The organism is Aquimarina rubra, assembly GCF_042684305.1.
GTDB classification, from domain to species: domain Bacteria; phylum Bacteroidota; class Bacteroidia; order Flavobacteriales; family Flavobacteriaceae; genus Aquimarina; species Aquimarina rubra.
Genome location: NZ_JBHULE010000019.1, coordinates 682,767 through 701,905, shown reverse-complemented (window position 1 = coordinate 701,905; position 19,139 = coordinate 682,767). Strand labels below are relative to the sequence as shown.

10 protein-coding genes are annotated in these 19,139 nt (G+C 32.9%); 8 read left to right on the top strand and 2 right to left on the bottom strand.

The genetic code is table 11. From position 1 onward, the window contains the following. Nucleotides 1-70: 70 nt before the first annotated feature. Nucleotides 71-3,535, bottom strand: a complete 3,465-nt coding sequence (locus tag ACFSR1_RS11740; protein WP_378292673.1) for a hypothetical protein — start codon at nt 3,533-3,535, stop codon at nt 71-73. A 230-nt stretch (nt 3,536-3,765) separates the two neighbouring features. Here ACFSR1_RS11740 and ACFSR1_RS11735 point away from each other — a divergent pair, with 230 nt between their 5' ends. The 4 genes from ACFSR1_RS11735 to ACFSR1_RS11720 all read left to right on the top strand — a co-directional run bounded on the left by ACFSR1_RS11735 (nt 3,766) and on the right by ACFSR1_RS11720 (nt 9,411). Further along, entirely contained in the window at nt 3,766-4,197 is a 432-nt protein-coding gene (locus ACFSR1_RS11735) for a cytochrome c oxidase assembly factor Coa1 family protein (RefSeq protein WP_378292672.1), read from the top strand. Between the two features lie 124 nt (nt 4,198-4,321). Beyond that, the gene (locus ACFSR1_RS11730) at nt 4,322-7,303 is read left to right on the top strand and encodes a CHAT domain-containing protein (protein WP_378292670.1); all 2,982 of its coding nucleotides are present in this window, start codon (nt 4,322-4,324) and stop codon (nt 7,301-7,303) included. A gap of 300 nt (nt 7,304-7,603) precedes the next feature. Further along, the gene (locus ACFSR1_RS11725) at nt 7,604-8,368 is read left to right on the top strand and encodes an exodeoxyribonuclease III (protein ID WP_378292668.1); all 765 of its coding nucleotides are present in this window, start codon (nt 7,604-7,606) and stop codon (nt 8,366-8,368) included. Nucleotides 8,369-8,451: 83 nt separating this feature from the next. Further along, entirely contained in the window at nt 8,452-9,411 is a 960-nt protein-coding gene (locus ACFSR1_RS11720; RefSeq protein ID WP_378292666.1) for an OmpA/MotB family protein, read from the top strand. Between the two features lie 65 nt (nt 9,412-9,476). Here the strand turns inward: ACFSR1_RS11720 and ACFSR1_RS11715 are convergent, their stop codons facing one another. Continuing rightward, complete coding sequence (locus ACFSR1_RS11715; protein ID WP_378292664.1) at nt 9,477-9,893, bottom strand: hypothetical protein; 417 nt, start codon at nt 9,891-9,893, stop codon at nt 9,477-9,479. A gap of 273 nt (nt 9,894-10,166) precedes the next feature. On the opposite strand from ACFSR1_RS11715, the gene ACFSR1_RS11710 reads away from it, so the two are divergent. The 4 genes from ACFSR1_RS11710 to ACFSR1_RS11695 all read left to right on the top strand — a co-directional run bounded on the left by ACFSR1_RS11710 (nt 10,167) and on the right by ACFSR1_RS11695 (nt 19,138). Further along, nucleotides 10,167-10,697 (top strand): hypothetical protein, encoded by a 531-nt coding sequence (locus tag ACFSR1_RS11710; RefSeq protein ID WP_378292662.1) that lies wholly within the window; start codon nt 10,167-10,169, stop codon nt 10,695-10,697. A 237-nt stretch (nt 10,698-10,934) separates the two neighbouring features. Continuing rightward, a complete protein-coding gene (locus tag ACFSR1_RS11705) occupies nt 10,935-11,231 on the top strand; it encodes a hypothetical protein (RefSeq protein ID WP_378292660.1) in 297 nt (98 codons plus the stop codon). A gap of 486 nt (nt 11,232-11,717) precedes the next feature. Continuing rightward, a complete protein-coding gene (locus ACFSR1_RS11700; RefSeq protein WP_378292658.1) occupies nt 11,718-14,573 on the top strand; it encodes a carboxypeptidase-like regulatory domain-containing protein in 2,856 nt (951 codons plus the stop codon). A 2-nt stretch (nt 14,574-14,575) separates the two neighbouring features. Continuing rightward, nucleotides 14,576-19,138 (top strand): TonB-dependent receptor plug domain-containing protein, encoded by a 4,563-nt coding sequence (locus tag ACFSR1_RS11695; RefSeq protein ID WP_378292656.1) that lies wholly within the window; start codon nt 14,576-14,578, stop codon nt 19,136-19,138. Nucleotide 19,139: the final 1 nt, after the last annotated feature.

The following is a 19,139-nucleotide window of genomic DNA, read 5'->3' as shown; positions in this document are numbered from 1 at the left end:
TTAATTGTTAAGGCTCATTTCATGATTTTGATTTGTTTTATAAAGATAAGAATAAGTCTTAAAGCCAGTATTAAAAATATGCTCTAAGTTGAACGCTTCCTGTATGAATCGTATCGGCAGTTTCGCTTTTTCGACCTAAATAGGACACATTGAGATCAAGATATTTAGTTAATTTTTTTTGCGCTAAAAGAGACCATGTATAGTTATCACCAGGTTGTAAGCCATTTAATAATTGATATCCAACTGGTGAAAAAGCATTTCCTGTAAAATCGTTATTAAAATAATTAAACTCACCAGTTACAGATACCTGTTGTTTATTAGCATAGGCAAAAGATACTCCTAGTTTTTGTTGAGCAAGAGCTTCTTCTCCCGAAATGTTTTCCTGATTATTTAGAAGATAGAAAACACTAAATTGTGTCTGCGGCGAAAGCAGATAAGATAATTTAGGCTCAATTTTATAACCTTCTAGAATATAGTTTCTATTAGTAAAGTTTTCAGAAATACTTTCTGTTTCTATCAGTTCGTTTTTTAGATCAAAAAGCCATGTCTTTGCCATTTTATGAGCAAATATAAATTGATGACTGTTTATAATATTTTCCTGAAGACCAGTAACTTGTAAACTGGTGTTTTTTGTTGAAAGAAAAGTATAAGAAGTAGTGTAACGTTGTTTTCCCCGATTAAAAAATAAAGTGTTTCTAAAACTTAGATTCAATGCCAATTCATTTTCGTCTTTTCTAAAGGGATTAAGATCAAAAGAAGTATCATCACGTAGATTTTTTCTATCTACGATGTATGAAGTTTGATTATAAAAGTGAGATAATATTTTCTTGGTTTTATTTTTTGATCCAGACCAGGATATAGGATTTAACGTAATGATCTGACTTAATCTGTTTTGATGCGTTTTTACAAAGAGTTGGTTTGGTAATAACACTCGCAAATAAGTAGCTTCGTCCGTAAATTGAGCAATTTCAAATTCCTCTAGTTCCTGAATACCATTGTTATTATAGTCATTCCAGGTATAAGTTCCTTGTCCGGGATCAACTTGTACATAGGTAAACTCCTGCTGAGGTAGGGTTCCACTATTGGTTTCAAAAACAGTATTCCAGTTAATTTTACCACCAAAAAACTTCTGATTGTATAATAGTCTCGAGTTTAAAGATTGTTCATCTTCACGGTTTTGATCTTCATTATTTAGCGTTCGGTAATTTACAAACAATGATAATTGGGTGTTAGTAGTGCTTAGTAGATTAGATTTTAAAAAGTAGGTATTAGAAGTGCTTACTTTGTCCAAAAGATTATTCTTTACACTATCATTGATACGATGTCTATACCCGATTTCTGCATAAATTTTTGTGCTATCTCCTACTCCACTAAAGACCTCGTAAGATTTGAATCTTTGCGTGTTTAAAGTAAAGGTTTGATCACTGAGATTGATTTCTTTGTTTTCTTCTGTCGCTATTTTACCACCAATCCAGTTTTTCGGAAAACTATAGGTTAAAGTACTATACATTCTGAAAAATCTTGAGTCTAAATCAGCATTTTTACTATTTAATAAGCTTGAATATAAAGAAAGACCTAGTTTGTTGAGTCTAAGTTCTGTGCCGAGTAGATGTCGATTACCATTATAATTCTCTGAAAAATTAAGATGCTGAAAAGAATACCTGGTAAAGCCTTTTTTTGGATGAAGCAATTCCAGACCTGAAGCCCAAAACTGTTGGTCTCCTAGAGGATTATTTAGATTCCAATCTCGATTAAATTCTACGTTGTAGATTCTTTCGATACTCTTAAATTCTTTTTGGATATAATCTCCATTGGCAAATACATTCATTGTCCAACTACTATCCCTAGAAAAGATACGTTGCATGAGTTGCAGTCTTCCCGCTACTCCATCGTTATCATTGTCATCCAGATCAGAAAAAAGATTCAAGTCATTTTTGCTTCCCGAAATCTCAAACCCAACAGATGTTTTTTCATTAGGAATATAGGAGCCTTGAATCACCGCTGTCTGAAGCTTCGTTGGAGCAACCAGCTGCACTACCGGTGCAAAATTCCCTTGAGGAATACCATCAATAGGAGCCACATATTCAAAAATTCTACTAATGGTAGTGACGTCTCCTACGATATAATCGCCTTGATTGTCACCTACCAAAGAGAAACGAACATTGAATAATTCATCTTCGGGATTATTAGAAAACACAAAAACTTCCTGGCCATCGATGATATCTCTTCGGTACAAAATTTTATTTTCGCTAAATACATCAGGAACAGCAGACGGAGAAATCATCTGGGAAGTATCATCTCCGGCATTTGCCAGAATTTCTTTTTGTGGATCACTTAAGTTCTGTTGTAGTGGTTGATTTTTTGCATCATTTTCTGAGTATACAAAGGCACCGATCTTTAGTTTGTTGCTAGTGTGTTCACCACCACCATAAACGATGATTCTTGAGTAATTACGTTCTGTAGTTTGGTATTCTATAGATATCCTCATATCAGAGGTAATAGGATACGTAGGATTAAAACGTACTTCTCCTGCATTATAATCAATGATATAATCCTTGTTTTCGCCTCTTTCCAGTAGTAAACCATTTACATATACACGTTCGCTACCCGATACAATAAGAATAAACAATTCTCCATTAGGACCTGTTAGCTTATAAGGTCCCTGGTTTCCCTCTTGCCCTGTAAACTGGCTTCTGGTAAAAACTCCTCTTACCAATGCTCCCGAAGCAAATAGTCCAGTCTTAGATTCAGGATGATTTAAGGTGCCGTTGATCGATATACCCTGTACATTTTTAGTAAACCTGTTAAAATAGCTTGTGGTGTTTTGTAATTGTACATCACCAGCTCTTACATTCCAGTTTTTGCTATATAATTCGATAAAAACCTGATCAAATTCATCTAAGTTCTGAGAATATCCACTTTGTTGCACGGGAACATTTGCATCTTGTATGGATGCACGTAGCGATATATTATCACTTATTTTTCCAGAAATTTGTAGATCCAGTTCAGAATTTAAAACGGTACTTTGATTGCTACCTACAGTAACTCCTCTGGAGATACTTCCGTTGGTTGTGAGTCCGTCAAAAGGTTTGAATTCTTTATTGTTGTTGGCTTCAGATAAACTATAGAGTTTCTGAAGATCGCCGCTTTGTTCTACTATAATGGATGGATCAAATTCAAAATATTTCTTAGTCAAAAAATCAGGATAACGATAGTATTGTATGGTGATCGAATCGTTTTTTGATTCTATTTGTGGTGATAGAATGACAGAGGCATTTTCAAAATTAACCTGATATAAAGTACTATCTATAACGACTCCTTGTTTTGAAAGTAATTTAAAATTAAAAGAATTGATACTCACAGAATCTATTCGAATGGTATCAGTCACTCGCACTTTTTTACTTCTAAAGTTTATAGAGGCATCCTGACCCATAAGTGTATGGGTGCTGAATAGTAGTAAAAAACCTAAAACCGTAAAAATACGCATCGATACAAAACTAAAGTTTTTAGCACAAACCCTGATATGTTTATTCATAGACATTTGGGCGTCCGAGCGGGCTATACGTTTCAATTCCTCGTGTTGTATATCCTTCGACAAGCTCAGGATGACAACACTCCGGGATTTCCACTGCTATCCCTGACGCAGCACTCCGTAATAAATAACTATTTATGCAACAACTATTGATTGGAAAGGTTTTTATAGTAGCATTAACGATAAAAGTAACATTAAGTTTTGTTAGTCTGTAATTATTTAAATAAAAATTTATGACCGATTATATACATAAGAAAAGTTGGTGGCGTAAGAACCGAAGTTGGATTTTCGGGGTTTTAATACTCGTAACGGGATTTGTCATCACGATATTGACTATTTTAGGAAAACCTATCGGAGATTTTACCAGAGCCATGGTTGATCCGACTGTTTACGATAATGCTTTTGATTTGGTGCAAGAAGATGAGCGAGTGATCGCATTATTAGGAGAAGTACGACCTATAGGTTTTTTCGAGGTTCTGGAAGGAGAAGTACGATATGCAGAAGAAGATAAAGCAATCATTACCGTGGGGATCAAAGGATCTAAACAAAAAGGGAAAATGGATATTGTAGCCAATAAAAACAATAACACCTGGCAGTATCAAACGATAAGAATCCGAACCAAAAAACCAAAGAAGGTCGTGATTGAGGTTTTGGATGAGAAGTAATAAAATTTATACTTCCCCTCTTGAGAGGGGTTAGGGGTGTGTTGAAGTAGGTAGAGTGTGTTCTTTACAGTATATTTGTTTTCATCAAACATACCCTAGATATTTATCTTTTAAATGTAACCGCATGTACCTACTAAGAACCATCGTCCTCTTTTTATTTATTGCAACTCTTTCCTTTTCTCAAACCAAAACCGCAAATGATACCATTCTAGCATCTCAATATTTTAAGAAGGCAGATTCTTTGCTAAACGATAGGAAACTAGATAGCTCTATTGTTTATTTTAAAAAGGCAATACCACTTTACGAAAAAGCGAAAGCCTGGGAGCGGGTTGCTGGGTGTTATAATAGGATTTCTGAAAATCAAGGTGGAAAATATCAATTAAAAAAACACTTATTAAGTGCAAAAAAAGCATTAGAAATTTGTAATACCAAACTTAGTGAATTAAGTATGGAAAAAGCAAGAGCTTATAATAATATAGGGTCTTACTACTTTATAAATTCTAATTATAGTGAGGCTTTAAGTCAATATGAAGAAGCTTTGAGAATCAAGTTGAAAATATTACCTAAAGATCATTTAGAAATATCTAATAGCTATGCGAAAATTGGCAATATTTATTATGAGTATCGTAATTATGATTTGGCTCTTGAGCAATATTTAAAAAAATTAGAGATCATTTTAAATAGCGTTGGAGCAAACGATGAAATGACAGCAAATTCTTATAATAATATTGGCAATGTATATAAACAAAAGGGAGAGTATAATAATGCTCTACGATATTTGGATAGAAGCTTAAAGATAATGCAAAGTATATATGGTGATAGCAGTTTTAAAGTTTCTTCCTATTACTCAAATATTGGTAATATTTATAAGGATATGGAGGTCTATTATAAAGCTTTGGAGTATCACAAAAAAGCTATTGAAATATTAGAAAATAAATATGGAGAAAAGTATCCAGGTTTAATAGGAGATTATCATAATATTGGTATCGTATATCATAAAGAGAAACAGTTTGAACTTGCATTACAATTCTATAATAAAGGATTGGAAATAATTCTAGAACGTTTTGGAGACAAACACACTTTTGCAGCACACTCATATAATAACTTTGGCAAAGCCTATGAAGAATTAAAAGATTATAAAACTGCTTTAGAATATTATATAATGTCACAAAATATTTATCGTGATATTCTTGGTGAAAACAATGTGCGTATTTCGATTGCTTATAATTATACCGCATTAGCTTATTTTAAGAATATAGAATACGAAAAAGCACTGTCATATTATGAAAAAGCGATAAAAGCTAATTTGAAAAATTCAAATATGTTTTTTGACCTAAATACTTCTATAATTAGTTTGGAAGGGAAAGCGAATACATTAAAAGCAATATTTAAAAAGGATAAAAACTATCAGGACCTTAATCAAAGTATTGTAGTTTATCAAAAACTAGATTCCATAATCACAGATAGGAGACTCGATTTAAATAGTCATAGCGATAAACTTACATTTGCCAAGAACGCAAAGGAAGTTTATAAGGGTGCCGTTGAAGCACAAATTTTATCTATTGATCAAAACCTAAATACTTTAGAAACAACATTTTATTATTCGGAAAAAAGCAAATCCAATACGCTAAAAGATCTTTTAAGTGATTCCAATGCCAAAAGTTTTTCGGAAATATCCCAGAAACTTACAGAATTGGAAAAAGAACTAAGAATCAACAAATCATTTTATCAATCTAAAGTAAATGAAGAACTTTCTAACAAGGAAATAGATTCAACAAAACTGTCAAATTACGAAAACAAACTCTTCGATATCTCCAGAAGACAGGATTCCTTAACAGAAGTCTTAGAAAAAAACTATCCTAAATATCATCAACTCAAATATAATAATGAAGTGATTTCGATAGCAGAGGTGCAACAAAAATTAGATGGCAACACCACCTTATTAGAATTTTTTACTGCTGATAGCAATACTTATGTATTTACCATTTCCAAAAATAAAATGGCTGTAAAAGAATTGGCTACTCCAAAACTTAAAGAGCAGGTGGAAGTATTTCGTGCTTCAATGACCAAAAACTATGAGCAATATCAGGAGATTTCATATGAATTGTATCAAACATTAATTGATCCTGTAAAAGATGAGTTGGTAGGTAATCAATTAATTATTGTTCCAGATGGTCCGCTGTGGCATCTTAACTTTGATCTATTGCTTTCTAAGGAAGAAACTTCTAACAATCCAAGAACCTGGCCATATCTTCTTAAAGACTATGCGATCTCCTATGCCAATTCAGCTACCTTATTGTTTGACAATTTGGGACAAGAGAAAACAGGTCCTAAAGAAGATCAAGAATGTTTAGCCTTTTCTTTTTTCAGCGAGGATAATATTGCGATCACTCGAAACCTGAGTCTGGAAACTTTTAGAAGTTCGAGTATGGATTTACCGGGAACTCGAGAAGAGATTAAAGCAATTGCAAATATTGTAAATGGTCAATACTTTTATGGATCAGAGGCTACAGAAGAGAATTTTAAAAAACACGCAGGAGCATATAATATTTTACACTTAGCATTACACGGAGATGTGGATAACGAACGACCAGAAAATTCTAGACTTTATTTTACAAAAAGTAAAGATACCATAGAAGATAATTATTTATATAGTCACGAATTATTTGCATTAGATATTCCGGCAGAATTAACAGTATTAAGTGCGTGTAATACAGGAACCGGTAAAATCGCTAAAGGGGAGGGGATTATGAGTTTGGGGAATGCATTTCAGTATGCAGGAACTAAAAGTTTATTGCTTACTATGTGGGAAGTGTCTGATGAAACTACACCTAAGATCATGGAGTATTTTTACACCAACCTTAAAGAAGGGAAAAATAAGGCAGAAGCCTTGCAACAGGCAAAATTACGATTTCTAACAACTACCAATGAAGAAACCTATCACCCATATTATTGGGGAGGATTTTATTTGCTGGGAGACGCTGCTGCCATTCAGTTTGAAGATAACAATCATCTATATTGGTGGATTGGAATTGGTGTTTTAGCGTTGATTTTATTAGGTTTGTTCTGGTATAGAAGAAAATATTCCCCTCTTGAGAGGGGCTAGGGGTGTTTTTTTTTGAGGGGAGTATATACAGATATTTGTGCAACACACCTAAGAATTTCTAGCTTTCGTCTTTTGACTCAAGCTGAAATGCTATCCTCTCAAGAAGGAAGTTTTATAAAGTAAGAATATCTAAATCACTATATCCCATCTTGAGATTGATGCTAGGATATTCCACTCTTGAGAGGGTTTAGGGGTGTGTTTTGAGTGTATTATGGTATAATATCAACACACCCAAGAATTTCTAGCTTTTGCCTAAGGCGCAAGCTGAAATACAATATTAATATGTAAAATAACAAATAAGTGAAAATAATATCATACAACGTAAACGGCATTCGGGCAGCATTAAAAAAGGGATTTATAGAATGGTTACAACAAGCGGATCCGGATGTAATTTGTTTGCAAGAGATCAAAGCCAATAAGGAACAATTGGAGTTGGATGTATTTGCAGAAGCTGGATATAAATACAACTATTGGTATAGCGCTCAGAAAAAAGGATACAGTGGCGTCGCTGTTTTATCTAAAACAGAGCCTGACCACATTGAATATGGTACCGGAATCGATTATATGGATCACGAAGGTCGTAACCTAAGAGTAGATTTTAACGGAGTATCTATTATGAGCTTATATCTACCAAGTGGTACTAATATAGAGCGTGTAGAGCATAAATTAAAGTTTATGGCAGATTTTCAGGAATATATTAACGACCTAAAGAAATCCTATCCTAATTTGGTGATTCTAGGAGATTATAATATATGTCACGAGGCGATTGACATTCACGATCCGGTTCGTAATAAAAATGTATCAGGATTCTTGCCCGTGGAGCGAGAATGGATTGGTAATTTTATCGATAGTGGATTTATAGATTCCTTTAGGCATTTTAATTCAGAACCCCATAATTATTCATGGTGGAGTTATCGAGCCAATGCCAGGGCAAATAATAAAGGTTGGCGTTTGGATTATGGTATGGTAGCACAACCACTACAAGATAAATTAGAAAGAGCCGTTATCTTATCAGAGGCGAAACATAGTGATCATTGCCCAATTATGGTAGAATTGAATATGTAAAACTATAGCTCCCTCTCTTACGGGAGAGGGCTGGAGTGAGGGCATTTGTAGTCTGTTAAACTTAAAAATACATATAAAAAGACATGATAAAAAGAATTGCAATAATACTATGCATAGGCGTATTTGCTACTTCCTGTGTTTCTTCTAAAGTTCACAAAGAATTGGAAGGTAAATATGCTCGATTAAAAAGAGATAATCGTAAGCTGGAGGATAAATTTAGAGCTTTACAAAAGACGAGTGAAGCAGATAAACTAGCGATGGATCAGCTAAATGATGAATATGAAAAAACCAGAGCAGAAAGAGATGAATTGAGAACAAAATATGATGCACTTTCTGCCAATTACGAAAACCTAAAAAACTCTTATGATGCATTAGGTAAAAATAGTGCGGAGGCGCTAAACGCCAATAATAAAAGAAATAGAGAACTGCTTTCGCAATTAGAAGAGAAAGAAAGAACATTGGCTGCAGAACGAAATAGACTGGAAAAATTACAAAGAGATTTAGAGAGCCGATCTAAGAGAGTGGATGAACTAGAAGGTTTGATTGCAGCAAAAGATGCGAAGATGCAAGCCTTAAAAACTGCTATTTCTAAAGCCTTACGAAATTTTGAAGGAAAAGGATTAACGGTAGAAGAAAGAAACGGTAAAGTCTACATCTCTATGGAAAACAAGTTATTATTTGACTCAGGTAGTTGGGCCGTGGGAACACAAGGAAGACAAGCGGTAAAACAACTAGCATCTGTATTAGGAGAAAATCCAGATATTGCTGTATTGATAGAAGGTCATACAGATAATGTACCCTATACCGGTAACGGACAATTAAAAGGAAACTGGGATTTGTCTACCAAGAGAGCTACTGCCATCGTGAATCTATTGTTAGAGAATAATCAAATCGATGCCCAGAATCTGACTGCGGCAGGTAGAGGAGAATTCTCACCAGTGGCATCTAACGAAACATCTGCAGGTAAAGCTAAGAATAGAAGAATCGAAGTGATTCTAACGCCTAAGCTGGATGAGATATCCAAGTTATTGAACGATATATAATTGTAAAGATTTAGTGCATAAAAAAGCGCTCAAACGAGCGCTTTTTTTATTTCTGTATTTATTATTTAGTTGCTAAATAATTCTGATAAAATACTATCAACTTCTTTGCCATTATTAGCCTTTAATTGTTCTTTTAAGATTAGAAGTTTGCTTCTAAAGCTATCAATTACATCACTTGCTGTGTCTTTGGTAAGTCGAATTTGTTTACCAGCACTTGTTAACAAAGTATAATTATAAAAATCTTTAGCTTTAGACTTATCTTTCTTTGTTTCTAGTGAAATAGTGCCTGACTTTAATACAAAAGATATTATATTATCTTGAGCAGTTACCTTATCTGTTATTTCACCAATATCAGAAGCTAGAGCATATAACTCTTTTTGTTCTTCATAAAGCTGAGACCAATCTGTGTCCTTACCATTGTCTTGCGCTTGACTGATGAATCCTGCGCCTACCATAAGTAAAAGTAGAAATAGTTTTTTCATAATATTTGGGTGTATTAAAATTTAGTATCAAAACTACGTATTTGATTTCACGTATTCCAAAACGGAATAAATATAAATTTATTATTAAAGTTATCTTAAAAACTTGGTTTAAAATAACCATTTTAATCTGAAGTTTCCAAAAAGTATGCCACGAATTTAGTTAACAAAAATAAATTCCTTAATTATGCATATAGTAAAATCTGTAAAAATCAGGTAGACAGATAACAAAAGAAGAGTATCAGACGTTTATAATACCCAAATCAATATAAAACTATGAAACAAATGAAGCGGTTACCCATTTTTATAATGCTACTATTATCTGTAGTAAAAGGAGTGAGTCAGGAAAATGAAGAAGAGTATTATGAGGAAGAAGAAACACAAGATGAAGGAGAAGTACAAGAAGATGATGATGGTCAAAGCAACTACTTTGATTACTATCAGTATTTTGAGTTTACCAATGATGAGTATTCTAATCTATTGGATAAAGTGAATGATATGAATCCGGATCAGGAAGCTATGCTACATACATTTATCGTTGAGGTACAGCAGGATAGAGTCTTAAAACGACGTTTGTTCAATGAAATGGTTACAAAACCTAAGAAAAAGAGTCGTTATAAAGGTAAGGACAGTCCTGGTTTTGTTTGTATTATAAAAGGACTTGTGGAAAATAAATCGGTGTATGATGCGATCATAAAAGACGGTCGCTCTGAGGAACAAGCCAGAAACGCCGCAGCACTTTCCGAAAGAACTACCCGCAGAAAATGTGGTATTACCAAAAAAGCAAATAAAGAAGAAGAGCAATAAGTTTATACTTTAGATCACACCCCACTAGAAAGTAGATAGATCGTAATACTGAGCTTGTTTAAGTGTAACGAAAACCAGCATATTTGTAACTAGGCAGGCAGTAAATTTTTTCTAGATTATATAAAACACTACGATTATTTAAAAACACCTATATTTGTACTGTACGCAAGTACGTGTTCTTTGTAAAACCATACTCCATAGTTTTTGAATTAATGTTTAATTTTTAAAACTATAATTATGAATTGGAAAATTGACAAACTATTGAATGGTGAGACGATTGTCTCCAAAGAACCGGGTAATTCTATGTTACCAATCTTACAATCAAAACAACCTGTAGTGTTGGAACCCGTAAACTGGGAAGATTGCAAAGCAGGAGATATTGTTTTTTGTAAAGTAAGAGGAAACTGTTTTACACATTTAGTCAAGGGCAAAAATGTAAAACGAGGATTACTAATCGGTAACAACCGAGGTCGAATCAATGGATGGACCAAAAATGTATATGGTAAGGTAATAGAGATATTACCAATGTCATAATAGTAGCGCGATAAGCGCTTTTTTTGTTTGTAAAAACTGCCTTTAGAAAACTAATAAGTCAAACCAAAAAAGTTATGTTCTATTCATATGCTTGGTTTTTAGTTGGTCTCACACTTCCCTTTTTTTAGAAATAGTAAGGTATAAAACATCATCTCTACACCACAATGTATATTACTACATAAGAAAATCGACTATTTCCCTCATTCAAAATACCGTTTCCCTCATTCTTAGTTTTGTATATAACATAACCATTATACTTTTATATCAATCTAAAGAATAATGCGTGTTGGTTGAGTGAGGAATTAATTTTTAGGTTGGTTAGTTGTGAAACGGATGTAGTAATGGGGTAGCTACATCCGTTTTTATTGTTAATATATTTTACTATTTCTTAAAAGTTATTTCCCTCAATCAAAGTAACTGTTCCCTCATTCTTCATTTTTTACTGACTACCGGTAAAATACATTTGGAGTAACTAAATAACTAATTATGATGAAGAATGGTATACTTATCAAATATGTAGTAGCTCTTATTTTTTTGATTTCTATAAAGGCTTTTGCACAAGAAGGTACAGTTTCTGGAACTCTTACAGATGATAGCGGCTTGCCCTTACCAGGTGTGAATATAATGATTAAAGGGACTACTATTGGAACACAAACTGATTTTGATGGTAATTATAGTATACAGTGTAATATAGATGATATACTGGTCTTTTCATATATAGGTTTTAGTGCCAGAGAGGTATTAGTGACAGGGGCAATATTTGGAGAAGAAGGCAACGCTACTATGGTTAAAAAAAAACCTATTCAAAAAATACGAAGTGATGCGTATACTAATGCGATACAAAGAACCTCTACACCAAAGATAAAAATTCCTAGTCTTGAAGATGTATATAAAACATATAATAAGAATGGGTCATATTTTGATTATTCGAGAATTAGAAATATTGAAATAGGAAAAGATAAAATTAAACTCTCTTATTTTAGACCTAATACGTATTACGAAGTAGGATGGAATTCTAAGACTGGATTTCAATTTATAAATAACAAAAACCTTCCAGAACTTCAATCGGTCTATAGTCAGGGAAGACCATTTAATGGAGAGAACACTTTTTTTGGCCCGGAAACCGGTGAGATATTTTCGTTTGGCCCCAGAACACAAACCTTGGAATTTGATGGCAGTGCGTATGAGTACGATCAAAATGGAAGACTGGTAGCCTTAGGAAATGGAAACGGAAATCCCTCCAATGTTTATAACAATTCCATTTTTAAAACTTCAATTAAAACATCTAATAACGTGTTTTTGAATATATCTACGGACAATGATTTTTATGGTTTTGACTATCAAAATAAAATTATCGAAGATATTTTTGGAGAAGAACAAAGTAGCCATAATGAATTTACAGTAAGTTACAGAAATTCAAAAAGTAGTAATAAACCTATTTTATGGGATACTTTTATAAAATATAGTAATGCTGTCGATAATCAGCCTAATATTAATGGTTTTCAGAATAACTTGTTGTTAAACACCTATGCAACCCCAATAAGTTTTGGTAACAATCAGGGGATTCAACTTACTGATAATTCACAGCGCAGTTTTAGTCCTAATCGGTTCAATAACCCAATATGGTTGTTAAAAACTAATCAAAATCAGGTAATGAGCAATATTCTTATTGCAAGCCTGCAAAACAAATTTGGAATTTCTGACGACGCATACTTTAAAACAATTCTTAATTATACTAATTCTGCACGTAAGGAAAGATTTGGCTTACCAAGGAGTACAGCCGGATTTTTAGAAGGGTATGTAAGTCATAAGAATGTTGATATAAATGAGTTTGACTCTAATTTGGTATTTAGACTTGAGAAGTATATGAATGATTCTAAGCTTAAGATTGATTCTAAAATTAATTATACTTATCGAAACCTCAACTATAGCCTTTTTGAAGCAGAAAGGTTTTCTGGTTTTAGTTTTAGTAACCCACAAACGAGTAGCGAACGTACTCAAAAATTAGACAGAAACACGTTCAGGATGTTACATACGTTTGCATATACTATAGCAGATATAAGTACTACTATAACTGCAGGTAATAATTCATTCACGTCTTCTTTACAGAATAGTAAATGGTTCTTACCTACTCTAGGAATTAAAACTGATTTGGATAACTACATAGATGTGGATTGGTTACGACGATTTACTGTCGCTGCTAGAACATCGTTTGATGTCAATGATATTTCATTATTCTATACGAATCAGAGTCACAATAGTTTGTTGATCCAACCACAAGAAAGTTTGGAATATACAGCCAATAATGATTTGTTTATTAGTAATGATATACATCTGGAAGAAAAAATAAGTTATGAACTGGGAGTCAATATAGATACGGAATTATTTTATGGAGATGTATATCTTGATTTAGGATTTAACTATTTCAACAATAGAACAAATAACAGTGTATTTCCAGTTTTTGAGCAAAATGAATTTCAACTTAAGAACATTGCTGATGTAAGCAATAAAGGTTTTGAGTTAAGCCTTAATATCAGTATACGTGATTATAACGATTTTTGGTATTCTCCAGGAATTGTCTTTTCTAGTTATCGTACAAAAGTATTAGATATTTTGGATGAAGACGAACGTATCCCATTTGCTGGATTTTCTTCAGTTTCAAAAAATCTAATCAAGGGTCAGCCTGCGGGAGTATTTGTTGGATCTGCCTACCAGAGAGATAATCAAAACAATATTATCATTGATAATCAAGGATTTCCGATAGTTGCTCCAGATCTAAAAGTTATTGGAGACCCAACACCGGAGTATTCTATAGGATTTTCTAATTGGTTTCATTGGAAAAAATTTCGATTTAATTTTTTAATTGACTTTCAAAAAGGAGGAGATGTTTGGAATGGCACTCAGAATGTTCTTAATTATCTCGGTACGTCACAATTATCTGCAGAGCAAAGGCAGATTACTGGTTTTGTGTTTAATGGAGTCAACCAAGAAGGAGAAAGGAATACAATTCCGGTAGATTTTGCGAATCCTATAAATGGGCTTTCTGGAAACAAATTTGTTCGATATGGATATGAGGGAGTTGCTGAAGATGCCATCGTAGATGGAAGCTATATAAATCTAAAATCCATCAACTTTACGTATGATCTTGCCAAAAACAGGAGTAATCATTTTTTGAGAGACCTAACAATAGGGATTTACGCAAACAATCTATTTACGTGGTCTAAATATCGAGGTGCCTCACCATACAGTAATCTTTTTGATCAACATTCCAGTCATGGGCTGAACTTTTTTAATACACCAATTACTAGTGAGATCGGTTTTAAAATCAACTTAAAAATATAGTTATGACATTACAAATTAAAAATATAAAAAGAGGTGTAGTATTATTTCTTTTAGTTACTATATCTATTGCTTTTACAGTACAAAAACCCTTAAATAATCTAGTAGAGAAAATATATACCCAAACGGATCGAACGTTTTATTTTCCCGGCGAGACTATTTGGTTTAAGTCGTATATCACGGATTCAGAACATAAGATAACAACCCTAAGTGAAGTAATGTATGCAGAGCTAATTTCTCCTAAAGGTGATGTTGTAAAATCGTGGAATTTATCAATTCAGCAAGGATACGCATATGGACATTTTGATATAAAAAAAGATTGGGTAGGAGGAATATATACTTTAAAAATGTATACACAATGGATGCGAAATTATGGAGAAGATGCTTTTTTTACGAAAAAGATTACCGTTCAAAAAATCGTACAACCGAATTTGCTATTAAAACTGAAATTCGAAAAAGAAGGATATGGTAAATCATCCAAAGTAGTCGCTAATTTTGAGGTAAAAGATTTAAAAAACACTCCTTTAATTGATAAAGAAATTGCTTTTGAAGTCGCTATAACTGGTAAAAAGACACATTCTAAGACTATGCAAACAGATAAAAATGGGAAAGCAAATCTTACTTTTATATTGCCGTCCGATTTAAATACATCCGATGTAATTCTAAATGTATTAGTCCCTTATCAGGGATCTACAGAATCTATTTCCAGAAGTGTTCCTGTTTTATTAGATACAATTTATTTACAGTTTTTTCCGGAAAGTGGTAAAATCGTGGCTGGAGCGAAAAATAAAATAGCTTTCAAAGCAATAAATGAGTTCGGAAAACCAGCAGATATTTCAGGAAACATAATAGATGAGAAAGGTGATGTTATAGCGAAATTTAGTAGTTATCATGATGGTATGGGCGGTTTTGATATTAGAGCATCAAAAAATACTTCTTACTATGCTCGGATAACAAAACCGTTTCTTTCAGAAAAGAAATTTCCATTACCAAATGTATATAAAGAAGGAGTCCGTTTTTCTGTTATAACAGATTCTTTAAAGACTAAATTAGAAGTGTTTTCTACAAAACAAGAAGAGTTAAAATTAGAAGTTTCTACTATTTCTAATTCTCTGATAAGCAAAAAAATAAAGAGAGATCAGAAAACCGTTATAGTTGATAGTAAAGATTTTCCCAAAGGGATCGCCAAGTTTACGTTATACAATAAAGAAGATATTCCGGTTGCGGAGCGACTATTATTCCTGAATTCACATAAAAAATTAAATATCAATATTTCTCTAAACAAAGAAAGATATGAAACAAGAGAAAAAGTTGAAATGACTATAAAGACTACCGATGAAAATGACATTCCTATTCCGTCAAATCTTTCAATTTCTGTTGCCAATAATAAACTGCTTTCTTTCGCTGATGACAAACAGGATCACATCAGCTCATACTTATTAATGTCATCTGAATTACAAGGAAACATACATAAGCCGGTATTTTATTTTGATCAAAAGGAGCCGAAAGCTTACAAAGCTTTGGATTATGTAATGCTAACTCATGGGTGGAGAAATTACTTATCTAAAAGTGAAGTTACATTGAATAATAGCAAATTTAGACCAGAACAAAAATCGGTACAATCAGGAACTGTTGTTAACAGCAAAGGAAAACCCGTTAAAGCTCATTTACTTGTATTCGATCCAAAAGGGAACAAAGCGTTCACAATGAATACAGGTGAAGATGGACGATTTTCTTTTAAGTTAGAAAGAAAAGCTTATACAATGATCGCTTATACAGATGATGATCGTGCATTACGTATTGTTAAAGATAGACCTAATCAATCGAAATATATAAAAGTAGAAAATCGTAAACTTGAGGATTCTTCGAGTGTAAAAGGTTTTTTTGGAGTTAAGAAACCGTTACAAAAAACAATGAATAAAAAAGCTAAAGCCTCTATCACAATGGATGGAGATAATGCGCAACTCGATGAAGTTGTGGTTGTGGGTTATGGTATTGCTAATAAAAGATCAGTCACTGGAAGTGTAGTAACAATAGTATCAGAAGAGATAGAAACAGAAAGTAATATCGCTCAAGCATTACAAGGTAGAGTTGCAGGAGTACAAGTTGCTAGTGCTGACGGTATTTATGGTAACAGTTCTAAAGTCAATATAAGAGGTGTTTCTTCCCTGTCCGGAAGTAATCAACCCCTAATAGTAGTAGACGGTGTGCCGATAAATAATAATGACCTTAATCTTTTAGATACTAATCATGTAGAGTCTATAACTATATTAAAAGATGCAGCTGCATCATCAATTTATGGATGTATGGCTAATAATGGCGTAATAATTATTACTTCTAAAAACAGAAACTATTTTAGTAATTGGGGTAAAAAGAAACTAAACAATGCTAAGTTTAATAATTATGTCGTTGCGTTTTTTAATAATAATCCAATAAGAATCAACTATGTAGAAAAAGAATTTTATACACCAATTTATGAAGGTACATCATTACCATCAGAGCGAACAGATTTTAGACAAACTATATATTGGAATCCAGTTGTGCAAACAGATGAACATGGATACGCTAAAGTAGAATTCTATAACACAGATGAAATAACTTCTTTTAAGGTAATAACAGAGGGAATAGGATATAATGGGTTAGTCGGGAGAAAAGAAAAGAACTATAGTACAAATAAATTACTACATATTGATTTTAAGGTTCCCAATTATTTAACTTTAAATGACACCGTGGTTCTACCCGTAAGAGTTATTAATGAGTCCACCAAAAGGTTAAAGGCCAATTTAGCATTAGAATTACCTAAGAGTATAAAATTGCTAAATAACTTAGATCCAGAAGTTATAATAGAAGCCAATTCCTCAACAATTAAGAACATAAAAGTTGTACCGGTTCGTAAAGAAAATACAACAACCATTACTGCTTCATTAACATCAGAAGAACATGGTGATACTATTAAAAAAGAGGCAGTTATTTTAAGCCCTTATTTCCCAACAAAAGTTTCCATGTCAGGATATAAAAATCAGTCTTTTGAATTTGATATAAACCATGTAGCTGATAATAGCCTCAAAGCAGAATTTACTATTTATACTGATATTGTTGGTGATGTAATGAATGGCATAGAATCTATGATACAGCAACCGTATGGGTGTTTTGAACAGGTGTCATCCAGTACATACCCTAATATTTTAGTATTAAAATATTTAAAAGAAACAGGCAAAAGCAACCCTGAAATAGAAAAAAAAGCTATGAAATTTATAAGGCAAGGATACAAAAAACTAGCAGCTTATGAAACTAAAGAAAATGGATTTGAATGGTATGGAGCAACACCACCGCACGAAGCATTATCCGCATATGGTCTTATGGAATTTACAGAAATGAAAGAAGTGTATTCTGGAGTAAATCAAAAAATGATAAACAGAACTGTAGATTGGTTGATGAGCAGAAGAGATGGAAAAGGAGGTTTTAAACAAAATAGAGGTAAATATGGTTTTTCTGCCGCTCCAAAAGTTGTGAATAATGCATACATCGTTTATGCGATTAGTGAATCTGGTATACAAGTCGATACAAAGAAGGAATATGAGGCTACATACTCAGAAGCACTAAAAAGCAATGACACATACAGAATGGCTTTGATAGCGGCAGCAAGCTTCAATTATGGGAAAAATGAAAAAGGGAATGTACTGCTAGCTAAGATAAAGGAAAATATAGCAAAACTAGGTTTTGAAAAGTTACCTGTAGAAAATACCATAACGAGGTCTTATGGCGAGGCAAAAAATATTGAAGCTATTGCTTTTACCCTTCTAGCACTAATGAAAGAGGAAAATAAAGATGAGGTGTTAATCTCAAAAGGAATAGAATATTTAGTAAGCAAAAGAAAACACGGAAGATTTGGATCTACTCAATCAACATCAATGGCGCTAAAAGCATTAATTGAATATACAAAAAGTCAAAAAAGAAAACTAATTAATCAAGACGAAGCAGTAGAATTGACAATTAATAATATTAAGTTGACTAAAAGCCTGAAGATAGGTGAAACCGGAAAAGTAGAGATTGAAGGTCTTGCAAATTATATGAGAGAAGGAAAGCAAGAGCTTAAAATTAATTTTAAAAACTCTGAAGTAACGTTTCCATATTCAATAGATGTAGAATGGGATAGTTTTTTACCTGACTCATCAGAAATATGTCAGGTTGATTTGAAAACGATAATAACCAATGAGAAATATAAAGTAGGAGATAATGTAAGAATGGATATTGAAATAATTAATACTACTTCTAAAGGATTGCCAATGGTTACTGCGATCATAGGAATTCCATCGGGGGCATCAGTACAACCATGGCAGTTAAAGGAGATTTTGGAAAGAAAAGAGGTGGCGTTTTATGAGATTTTTGATAACTATCTCGTTTTTTATTGGAGAGAATTTGCTCCTTCAGAAATTAAAAGGATACATGTAGATTTAAAAGCTGATATCGCTGGAAAATATGTGGCTCCGGCAAGTACTGTGTATGAATATTATGCGGATGAATACAAAAAATGGATTTCTGGAAACTATTTGGAAATACAAAAATAGT

Coding starts and splice junctions, on each gene's coding strand:
- ACFSR1_RS11695 (WP_378292656.1), top strand. CDS start 14,576: ATGACATTACAAATTAAAAATATAAAAAGAGGTGTAGTATTATTTCTT.
- ACFSR1_RS11710 (WP_378292662.1), top strand. CDS start 10,167: ATGAAACAAATGAAGCGGTTACCCATTTTTATAATGCTACTATTATCT.
- ACFSR1_RS11700 (WP_378292658.1), top strand. CDS start 11,718: ATGATGAAGAATGGTATACTTATCAAATATGTAGTAGCTCTTATTTTT.
- ACFSR1_RS11715 (WP_378292664.1), bottom strand. CDS start 9,893: ATGAAAAAACTATTTCTACTTTTACTTATGGTAGGCGCAGGATTCATC.
- ACFSR1_RS11705 (WP_378292660.1), top strand. CDS start 10,935: ATGAATTGGAAAATTGACAAACTATTGAATGGTGAGACGATTGTCTCC.
- ACFSR1_RS11740 (WP_378292673.1), bottom strand. CDS start 3,535: ATGAATAAACATATCAGGGTTTGTGCTAAAAACTTTAGTTTTGTATCG.
- ACFSR1_RS11720 (WP_378292666.1), top strand. CDS start 8,452: ATGATAAAAAGAATTGCAATAATACTATGCATAGGCGTATTTGCTACT.
- ACFSR1_RS11730 (WP_378292670.1), top strand. CDS start 4,322: ATGTACCTACTAAGAACCATCGTCCTCTTTTTATTTATTGCAACTCTT.
- ACFSR1_RS11735 (WP_378292672.1), top strand. CDS start 3,766: ATGACCGATTATATACATAAGAAAAGTTGGTGGCGTAAGAACCGAAGT.